The 9,109-nt window shown below is 68.4% G+C and carries 11 protein-coding genes; 7 read left to right on the forward strand and 4 right to left on the reverse strand.

The window, feature by feature from the left end; all coding sequences use genetic code 11:
• Positions 1-264: tyrosine-type recombinase/integrase (locus ACFW2Y_RS32425; protein ID WP_384886255.1), on the forward strand; the 264-nt coding region annotated here is incomplete at its 5' end.
• Between the two features lie 108 nt (positions 265-372).
• Here the strand turns inward: ACFW2Y_RS32425 and ACFW2Y_RS32430 are convergent.
• The 3 genes from ACFW2Y_RS32430 to ACFW2Y_RS32440 all read right to left on the reverse strand — a co-directional run bounded on the left by ACFW2Y_RS32430 (position 373) and on the right by ACFW2Y_RS32440 (position 2,379).
• Positions 373-882 carry an SUKH-3 domain-containing protein gene (locus tag ACFW2Y_RS32430; RefSeq protein ID WP_384886258.1) on the reverse strand — a complete coding sequence of 170 codons (510 nt, stop codon included), beginning with the start codon at positions 880-882 and terminating at the stop codon, positions 373-375.
• A gap of 1,072 nt (positions 883-1,954) precedes the next feature.
• Complete coding sequence (locus ACFW2Y_RS32435; protein ID WP_384886261.1) at positions 1,955-2,185, reverse strand: hypothetical protein; 231 nt, start codon at positions 2,183-2,185, stop codon at positions 1,955-1,957.
• Positions 2,182-2,379: a hypothetical protein gene (locus ACFW2Y_RS32440; protein ID WP_046421954.1), complete on the reverse strand. Its 198-nt coding sequence runs from the start codon at positions 2,377-2,379 to the stop codon at positions 2,182-2,184. Before ACFW2Y_RS32440 ends, ACFW2Y_RS32435 begins: the two co-directional genes overlap by 4 nt.
• A gap of 156 nt (positions 2,380-2,535) precedes the next feature.
• Between ACFW2Y_RS32440 and ACFW2Y_RS32445 the strand changes: the two genes are divergently transcribed.
• A complete protein-coding gene (locus tag ACFW2Y_RS32445; protein ID WP_266081483.1) occupies positions 2,536-3,258 on the forward strand; it encodes a GntR family transcriptional regulator in 723 nt (240 codons plus the stop codon).
• Between the two features lie 70 nt (positions 3,259-3,328).
• Here ACFW2Y_RS32445 and ACFW2Y_RS32450 read toward each other — a convergent pair whose 3' ends face one another.
• Positions 3,329-4,198 carry a GntR family transcriptional regulator gene (locus ACFW2Y_RS32450; protein WP_384886265.1) on the reverse strand — a complete coding sequence of 290 codons (870 nt, stop codon included), beginning with the start codon at positions 4,196-4,198 and terminating at the stop codon, positions 3,329-3,331.
• A 236-nt stretch (positions 4,199-4,434) separates the two neighbouring features.
• Here ACFW2Y_RS32450 and ACFW2Y_RS32455 point away from each other — a divergent pair, with 236 nt between their 5' ends.
• The 5 genes from ACFW2Y_RS32455 to ACFW2Y_RS32475 all read left to right on the forward strand — a co-directional run bounded on the left by ACFW2Y_RS32455 (position 4,435) and on the right by ACFW2Y_RS32475 (position 9,015).
• The gene (locus tag ACFW2Y_RS32455) at positions 4,435-4,761 is read left to right on the forward strand and encodes a hypothetical protein (protein WP_384886276.1); all 327 of its coding nucleotides are present in this window, start codon (positions 4,435-4,437) and stop codon (positions 4,759-4,761) included.
• On the forward strand, positions 4,761-6,089 hold the full coding sequence (locus ACFW2Y_RS32460) for an FtsK/SpoIIIE domain-containing protein (protein ID WP_384886268.1): 1,329 nt from the start codon (positions 4,761-4,763) through the stop codon (positions 6,087-6,089). The genes ACFW2Y_RS32455 and ACFW2Y_RS32460 overlap by 1 nt, the downstream gene beginning before the upstream one ends.
• Before the next feature lie 136 nt (positions 6,090-6,225).
• A complete protein-coding gene (locus ACFW2Y_RS32465; protein ID WP_384886271.1) occupies positions 6,226-7,572 on the forward strand; it encodes a replication initiator in 1,347 nt (448 codons plus the stop codon).
• Positions 7,565-7,747, forward strand: a complete 183-nt coding sequence (locus ACFW2Y_RS32470; RefSeq protein ID WP_127434669.1) for a helix-turn-helix domain-containing protein — start codon at positions 7,565-7,567, stop codon at positions 7,745-7,747. The genes ACFW2Y_RS32465 and ACFW2Y_RS32470 overlap by 8 nt, the downstream gene beginning before the upstream one ends.
• Positions 7,747-9,015: a tyrosine-type recombinase/integrase gene (locus ACFW2Y_RS32475; protein ID WP_384886274.1), complete on the forward strand. Its 1,269-nt coding sequence runs from the start codon at positions 7,747-7,749 to the stop codon at positions 9,013-9,015. Before ACFW2Y_RS32470 ends, ACFW2Y_RS32475 begins: the two co-directional genes overlap by 1 nt.
• Positions 9,016-9,109: the final 94 nt, after the last annotated feature.

Here is a 9,109-nt window from a genome sequence, read left to right on the forward strand (position 1 = left end):
CCTCAGCTCCGCCGTCCCGCTGCGACGGGATCAGCGGTGAAGGTCTCTCACCTCCACTCGAACCACTGCGCCTCACGGCGCACCCACGACCTCCGCCACTCGACCGCCACCCTGCTCCTGGAACAAGGCGTCGAACTCGTCGTGATCAAAGAACTCCTCGGCCACGCCCACATCGGCGTCACCGCCACCGTCTACGCCCACGTCCGACTCCGCCTCCAACGAGACGCCATCGACCTACTCGGCCACGCGCTCGACTACCCCTGACAGCCAGACGGCGGCGGACACTAATGTGTCCGCCGCCGTTGCCGTCAGCTACTGCCGTCAACCCGGCCAGAAGCCCCGTCAGACGATGTTCGACGCGGCCGAGATTTGCTAACGGGAGTCAGGTCTCGGCCAAGGATCGAGTCCCGGGTCGGAGTGCAGGCAGACCAGCGGGCGATTCGCGCAGACTGCCAACTCCAGGGAATCTTCAAAGGTGGAGCCGAGCTCCCAAATCCAGCCCATACCAGCAGCAACCACCCTTCCTCCAGCCTCGACGAATACGCTTGAATAACTGAGCCATTCACCGATTGGGAAGTAGTTCCCACCGAGAACGCTTTCTACCTCTTCCGCTAGATCACGCTGCCCTGATCCAGCGGCGAAGGGATCGAAATTGTAAGGCTCGTCATTGCTGAAATTCGGGCCGACTCGATTGACCGGCTCGATCGAGAGCCCCCCCACCGCAGCGAGGATTTCTTCAGCCAATGGGTGAGCTCGATACCCTTCACCCTCCAACGGCTTGACCCATCGACGGGTGTCAACTTTCCTGCCTGCGCTCCATCCGGACGCAACAAGCGCCCCAAGCAGATCCTTGCTGAGCGAGTCGAATCGAATCATGGACATCAGTTGATCCCTAGGTCTTCCAGAAGTCGACCACAACGGCCGCAGGGGTGAGCCGGTTCACCATGCCCATCCGTATTCGATGTCGGCATCGAGTTATTCCGCGTCCTCACCGTTCGCATGGTTCCACCCCTGATGGCTTCGGGACCCTCCGCCGCCTGCGCCTGAATGAGACAGTGAACCTCCGCGCACCCTCCATGGTGACCCGTCCGTTCGAGCGCTTCCGCCAACGGCCCTTCCGCCTGCTGGCCGTGCTTATTGCGGCCGTAGTACTTCGCGCCTGAAGGAGACGTGTACTCGGAGGCAAATTTCACCCCAGGTTCGTTGCGAACGCTGTCGGCATAGTTGCTCAGGTTGCAGTTATGAACCAGGACCGGGGTGGCCCCCGCCAGCACATAGTACGTGTGCTCGCCGGGCGGCCGTCACCTGCATTTTCGCTGGTCAGCGAATTCCGGCCGGTCCGTAGGTGTGCGTGGAAGTGCCGTGCTGTGCGCTCCTGTTGCCGTCGGCGTTGCCGTCAGACGGCTGCGCGCGTGAGGGCGGTGGAGTGGGCTTTGGCCGGTGTCCTGCCCGGGTTGGGGTCGGGCATGGTCAGGGGGCCGTACGCTGGCCCGGCAACTCGGGCAGGTTGTGATCCTGCCCGGAATTTGAACGAGTGGCCCCCTGGCCTTGCCCGACGCGGGCCCCGGCCCGGGGAGGTGGGTAAAGCCCACGGAGCCGACCGACCCCACCCCGGGCCTCCGTCCCGGCCAACTCCCCGCCGTCGCCTTGCCGTCGGCCTGGCGTTCGCCATGCTGGCGCGTCCGGCTTCCTTCGCGCTTCCGGTGGTTCGCTACGCGTTTCTGCGCGGCCTGGTCGCTGGCCGGCCCGCGGTGGCGGAGCCGAGAGCGGGCCGGGTGGGCGACCGCGCCGCGCGCGACCCGCGTCAGCGGGTCGCCTTGAAGACGTAGAGAAAGTTTGGACGCATCCCGCTTCGGCGGTACGCCGTGGCTGTCGGTTGAGCGTTCGGCTGGGCTGCTGGCCTGGTGCGATGGCCTGCGGGTCGTGGGTCCTGTTCCGGCTGGCGGTGGTGGTTCTACTCGGCTCGGGTGACCTTGGCATGGTCGGTGAAGACGCGCCTGAACAGGTCGTGGCCGGTGCGTCCGGTGTGGCGGAGTGCCCAGTCCTGTGCGGCTTCCTGCTCGAGGTGGGGTCCGGATTCGGCTCCGCAGCCGCCGGTGACGCAGAACGCCTCGTAGGTGATGCCCCCTTCGGGCGCGTGGCGGATGGAGTGAACGACGTGCCGGTAGATAGCGCGGGGGCTCACTGGTGACCCTCCGGGTGGCGTCGCATGTAGACGTTGCAGTCGCTGACGGTGGTCATGTCTCCGACCACGCGGGCCCGGTCGCGTACGTTGGCCAGTTCGGTACAGCCCGCGCAGCCTTCAACGGGAGTCGGCTCCAGTTCCAGGCGCAAGGGGAGTTCGACCGGCTGGGTGGAGTATCTGGTCGGCTCCGTCACTGCACATCGCCACCTCTCGAACGTCACATGGCCGACCTCTTGACAGGTCGGTGCTCTAGTTCAGTATTCGAGTGGCCGAAGCACTCCCGCTACGGTTCATAGTGCACTAGTGTGCTCGCACTGACAGCACGTCAACTCAACGGAGGGGCACGCCTTATGCCCAGTCCCAAGACGTTCACGAAGATCGCGGATCACTTCCGGGAGCGCATCCTGTCGGGAGAGCTTGAGCCGGGCGCCAAGCTGCCGACGAACCGGGAGATCGCCGGGCAGTGGCAGGCCGCAGCGGCCACTGTCTCCCGGGCCTTGCAGGCCCTTCAGGTGGAGAACTTCATCCGCACCACCCCCAGGGGCACCTACGTCGCCGACGATCCTCGCTGGACGCTGTCGGCGCGGGACCGGCTGGCCCGGGTCCAGCGGGTGAAGTCGTTCCTGGCCGAGGGCGAGACGAGCCGGGTGACGGCGGCCGAGCTGATCATCCCGCCGCTGTATGTGGCGGAGATCTTCGACCTGGAATCCGGGGACCAAGTGGTGCGGCGCGAGTGGCTGGCCGGACGGGGCAAGACCCGGACCGTGTTCGCGGTGACCTGGTACCCGGCCCCGTTCGCAGCCCTCGTGCCGGACCTACTGAACACCGCGCCGGGCCGCAATCACGGACTGTCCGCCCGGGTTCTGGAAGCCACCGGACGCACGATCACCCACGCCCGCGACGACATGCACGCCCGCCCCGCCGACGCCCGAGAGGCGAGCGCGCTGGGGCTGCCGGTCGGCTCCCCGATCCTGGCCGGCGCGCACCGCTGGTCGGACGCGGAGGGGATCATCGAGTACGGGGAGTGGTGCCTGCCGCCGCGGTTCACCATCGGGTATGAGTACCAGCCCTGACCGATCCACGCGGAGCGTCCCCGAAAGCCAGCCTGCGGCCTTCGGGGACGCTGTCGTTCACGTGCCTGCCTCAGTTGGCGTCGCGACCTTCGAGGCGTTCGACGCGCTCCTCCAGCTCCTCGATCCGCTCCAGGGCGCGTTCCAGCTTGTAGGCGAGATCCGCTACTCCGGCCGCCGCCGGGAACTCCTTCTGCGGGGCAGCCGACGGTTCGTCCGACTCGGCTACCGGCTGCACCGCTACCGGTACCTCGGTGCCGAACTCGCCCCCCACGACGACGTACGCCATCGAGCCATTGCGCTGGTGGGCCTTCTTCATCCTGCCCTCCAGGGCGAGGAAGGTCAGTGCCTGGTCTGCGGATTCCGGGTCGCCGCCGATCGTTTCGACCACGTCGTCCACGGTGACCGTGGCTCCCCTGGCGAGTGATCCGTCTCTGATCTTGTGGACCAGGCGGCCGTGGGTGAGCTGGGTGGCGAAGCCGTGGTCGTCCCAGTCGCGTACGTAGACCTCGTCGCCGGGCAGTTCGCCGGGGTAGCGCAAGAGGAAGTTGCCGGCAAGCAGGGCGATGGCGTTGGTGACCACGTTGAGTGGCACCGCGTAGTGCTCCGCCAGGACCTCGCGGGCCGGGAGCCTGGCGCCGGGCGCCAGAGTGCCGGAGTAGATCTGCTGGGTGAGATCGCCGGCGACCCTCTCGAAGGCGTCCTCGAAGTCGGCCGAGCGCGTGACGAACGTGCCGCGCCCCTGGCGGGCGATGACCCAGCCCTCGTTCCTAAGCAGCCGGATCGCCTTCTGCACGGTCAGGCTCGATGCCTTGTAGGTCTGCATGAGCTGGCTCTGGGTCGGCAGGAGCTGGCCGGGTCGCAGTTCGCCGTCCCGGATCTGCTGCCGCAGGTCGTCCGCGATGCGCTCGAACGTCAAGCGCGCTTCGTCAGCAGCAGCCATGTCCATCCCCGGTCCCAGTCCGATTCCACCCACCGCGGGCCGCTCGCTGCCTGTCGCGTTTCACCAGTTCAGCGGCCTCACGGGGTCAGGGTAGCCGCCGTATGGATGGACCACCCCACGAACGGATGGAACTCAATAGGGATGGACTTTGGATGGAATGAATGTAGGGTTGCGGCACGCGATCACCCACACGGGTGACTTGCACCCCTTCTACCTGGAGGTTTGCCGTGAAGACCATGCCCATCGACCAGACTCCGGCCCTGGTGATCCTGGCCTCCGAGTCCCGGCCGCACTTCAAGGACCGCGAAGGCCAGCAGCCCGCGATCGACCGGGCCACCGGCGCCCACCTGCACCTGGTGGACGTGATGTTCGCATTCAACGGCCGCGCCGAAGTGATCACCGTGAAGGTCCCGGAGCCGGGTCTCGGCAAGGGCCTGAAGGTCGGCCTGCCGGTCGTTTTCACCGGCCTGGTCGCCTCGGCCTGGGAGAACGAGATCAACGGCAAGGACCGGCACGGCATCTCCCTGCGCGCCGACGCCGTCACCGCCAAGGTCGGTGCCTGATGACCGGGAACTCCCTCGGGCTCGCGCTCCTGGCCGTGGTCGTCCTCGGCGGGCTCGGGCTGCTGGGCTGGGCCGGGTACTGCTTCGCCCGCTGGTACCGGGCCGATGCCGAGACCCGGGTCAGTCTGCGGCAGGCGCGGCGGATGCGGTGGGGTTGGAAGCGGCTCGCGCCGATGCTCGGCCTGGCGGTCAAGGACGCCACCCCGACCGTGCTCCAGCAGTACGCCCCACAGGAACAACCACCGAAGCCGCGCGTGCTGGTCCCGCGCCTGCGCGCCCGCGCCGACGTCTTCGGCGTCACCGTCACCGCCGATGCCCTGCCGCAGGTCGGGCTCAGCGCCTGGCAGGACGCCAATGAGGGCCTGTGCGACGCCTGGGGCATGCGCCGCATCCGGATCAGCCAGCCCAAGCCCGGAATGATCGTCGCGCGCGGCTTCCGCCGCGAGCCGCTGGAAGCGGTGATCCGCTCACCACTCCTCGGCCCGGACGGCTCCCCCGTCTGCCGACCGGGTCAGTTCGTCTCCACCGATGACGTACTACTCGGCTGGGACGAAGACGGCACCCCCATCGTGCTCAACCTCGCCTACTCCGCCCACGCACTCGTCGCCGGCCTCACCCGCTCCGGCAAATCGATCACCGTCAACACCCTGCTCGCCTACGCCTCGCTCATGCGGGACGTGCGTCTGATCGTGATCGACCCCAACCTCGGTGCGGTCGCGCCCTGGTGGCGTACCGCCTACAAGGTCTCCGACGCCGTCCATCCCGACGAGCCGACCGAGATCCTGCGCTGGGTCCGCGAAGAGATGCAGCGCCGGGAGCGGCTGTTCTGGTCCGGTCGCACCGACCGCATCACCGAATTCAGCCCCGAGCTGCCGCTGCTGCTCGTGGTGATCGACGAGGTGGCGAACTACACCCGCCACCCCGACCGCAAGGCCCGCGAACGCTTCGAGGCCGAGCTGCTGGCCATCGCCAGCCAGGGCGCCAAGTTCGGCATCCGGCTGTGGCTCCTCACCCAGAAACCCTCCGCCGACGTGCTCACCACCGCCGTACGCACCAACCTGTCCGCCCGGATCTGCCATCGCGTCGACACCGTCGAGGACTTCCTGCACCTCTTCCCCGACGGCCGGGAACTCGACATCACCGCCGCCGACCGCACCATGCCCCAGGGCGTCTCGATCGCCTCCGTCGGTGACATGCGCACCCCCGTCCGGCTGCGCTCGGTCTACCTGCCCACCGAAGCCTGCTGGCAGATCAACGACCTCATGTGCGCCGAAGGGCTCAAGGTCCGCGAGCTGCCCGACCGCGTCGACCTGGACAAGGCCGCGTGACCGCCTCCTCCTGGTCCCGCTTCGCAGTGATCCCCGGCAAGGGCGTGTAGTCGCCAAACCCTCGCCCCTGCCGGGGCCTCCCTCCCATCCATCCACGGCACACGCGTGTGCCGCAGTGCAGAGAGGTCCCGCCAGCATGCCACCGCACGACCCCACCACCACAATCACCCGCCCCGAACCCACCACGGCCTCGCTGCCCACATTCACCGGGTACCGCGACCTGCTCGGCCTGATCCGGCAGCTGTCCACCCTTGGCGGCTGCGCCCAGCCGATCCGGCTCGAAGGCCAGCGCACCGAGATCGACGCCTTCACCGGCGAGATCCTGCGCGAACTGAAATCCAAGGAACTGCCCGCCGGACACCTCCTGGTCCGCTGCGGCAACCGCCGCACCACCCGCTGCCCCTCCTGCGCCGAGCTCTACCGACAGGACACCTACCAGCTCATCGCCGCCGGCCTGCGCGGCGGCAAGAGCATCCCCGAACAGGTCGCCACCCACCCCCGTGTCTTCGCCACCCTCACCGCACCCTCCTACGGACCCGTGCACGGGCGACGCGTGGGCAGTTCCGCCCGCTGCCGTTGCGGACGCACCCACACCAAGGGCGACCCGATCCTCGGCACGGCGCTCGACCCGGAGCGCTACGACTACACCGGCGCCGTGCTGTGGAACGCCCATGCCCCGGCCCTATGGGCCCGCTTCATGCTCCACCTGCGCCGCACCATCGCCGCCGCAGCTGGTGTCCCGCAACGCCTGCTCTCCAAGTACGTCCGGGTCTCGTACGCCAAGGTCGCCGAGTACCAGCAGCGCGGACTGATCCACTTCCACGCCGTCATCCGCCTCGACGGCCCCGTAGGCCCCTACACCCCGCCACCCGCCTGGGCCACACCCGACCTGCTGGCTGATGCCATTCGGATCTCGGCCACCCGCGCCCGCATCGACGGGCCGGAGGTCAACGGCCGGGCCCGTGCCTTCGTCTTCGGCGAGCAGATCGACACCAGGATCATCCGGTCCACGGCCTTCCAGGCCGGGACCACGATCACCGAGGGCAAGGTCGCCGGATACGTCGCCAAGTACGCCACCAAGGGCACCGAAACCGCGACCGGCACCCTCGACCACCGTCTGAGGAGGATCACCGACCTCTGGTTCGAGTCCGTGCCCGAGCACGCCGCCCGGATGATTCGCACCGCCTGGTCCCTCGGCGCCCGCGAGGACCTCAAGCACCTGAACCTGCGCAAGTGGGCCCACATGCTCGGCTTCCGCGGCCACTTCTCCACCAAGACCCGCGCCTACTCCACCACCCTCGGCGCCCTCCGGGCCGCCCGCGCCGCCTGGCACCGCCGCCACACCCCTCCGCCCTCACCAACCACCCTCGTCCTCACCCACTGGACCTACGACGGCACCGGCCTCACCCCCGACCTCGAACGCCTCGCCGCACTCATCCACGGCAGCCCGACGGGCGAACAGGAGGTAGCGACTCGTGCGTGACGACGAACTCCTCACCGTCCCCGAGGTCATGGCCCGGCTCAAGATCGGCCGCTCCGCCCTCTACGACCTCCTGCGCACCCGCCGCCTGGCCTCGCTGACCATCGGCCGCGCCCGCCGTATCCCCGCCCACGCCCTCGCTGACTACGTCCAGCGCCACCTGGAAGAGGCCGCCTGATGACCGCCCCCAAGCGCAAGAAGGCCCGCGCCAACGGCGAAGGCACCATCTACCAGCGCAAGGACGGCCGCTGGGAAGCCGCCGGCTACGTCCTCGCCGCCAACGGCACCCGCAAACGCGTCCGGGTCTACGGCACCACCCGCAAGAATGCGGCCGACAAGCTCGCCGAGAAGATCGCCGACAGCAACCGCGGACTGCCCGTCGCCACCGCCGACAGCACCGTCGGCGACTACCTCACCTACTGGCTCGGCAGCGTCGCCGTCCACCGGCTTCGGGAGAACACCCACACCCGATACGCCGCCTGCGTCCGCCTCCACCTCATCCCCGGACTCGGCACCAAGAAGGTCGCCCGCCTCACCGCCAAGGACGTACGCACCTTCCTCGACCGGCTCCGCACCACCTGCCAATGCTGCGCCCAGGGCCTGGACACCGAACGGGAGGCGTGCTGCGCCATCGGCGAGTGCTGCCAGAAGCGGCTGTCTCCCTCGACCGTGACCTACGTGCACTCGGTGCTCAAATCGGCGCTGGAACACGCGGTCCGCGAAGACGAGCTGCCCCGGAACGTCGCACGCAACGTCAAGACCACCACGCACCAGCCCAGGCGCTTCCGTCCGCTCACCGCAGCCGAGGCCCGCCAGTTCCTCGACGCGGCCCGCGCCGACCGGCTCCACACCCTGTACGAACTCGCCCTCCGCACCGGACTCCGCAAGGGCGAACTCCTCGGCCTCCGATGGGAAGACCTCGACCTCACAACCGGAACGGCCAGCATCCGCCGCTCGCTCCAGCGCACCCGCACCGGCGGCCTCACGCATCTGCCCACCAAGACCCGGGCGTCTGAGCGCCGTATCGCGCTCCCGACCGAATGCCTCCACTCCCTCAAGGAGCACAAACAGCAGCAAGACAAGGAGCGCAGGACAGCAGGGTCAGCCTGGCAGGACAGCGGCCTCGTCTTCACCACCCCTACCGGCCGGCCTCTCGACCCGGCCAACCTCACCCGCCGCTTCCTCAGCTTCCTCGACCGGGCCGGACTCCGCCGCATCCGCTTCCACGACCTCCGCCACTCGACCGCCACCCTGCTCCTGGAACAGGGCGTCGACCTCGTCGTGATCAAGGAACTCCTCGGCCACGCCCACATCGGCGTCACCGCTGGCGTCTACGCCCACGTCCGGCTCCGCCTCCAGCGCCAAGCCATCGACACCCTTGGCAACGCACTCAGCCCGACCGAGAACGACCCTGGCGACCCACCCGCCGCAGCCGTCGTCCGCTGACCCGGGGTATTCAGCGGAATTGGGTGATCTGACGGTCCGGTAGCAGAAAGGTGCCGCTGGCCTGCAAGGATGCGAGTGTCTAGGTCGTATCCGC

It is taken from the genome of Streptomyces sp. NPDC058877, from assembly GCF_042742855.1.
GTDB lineage: Bacteria > Actinomycetota > Actinomycetes > Streptomycetales > Streptomycetaceae > Streptomyces.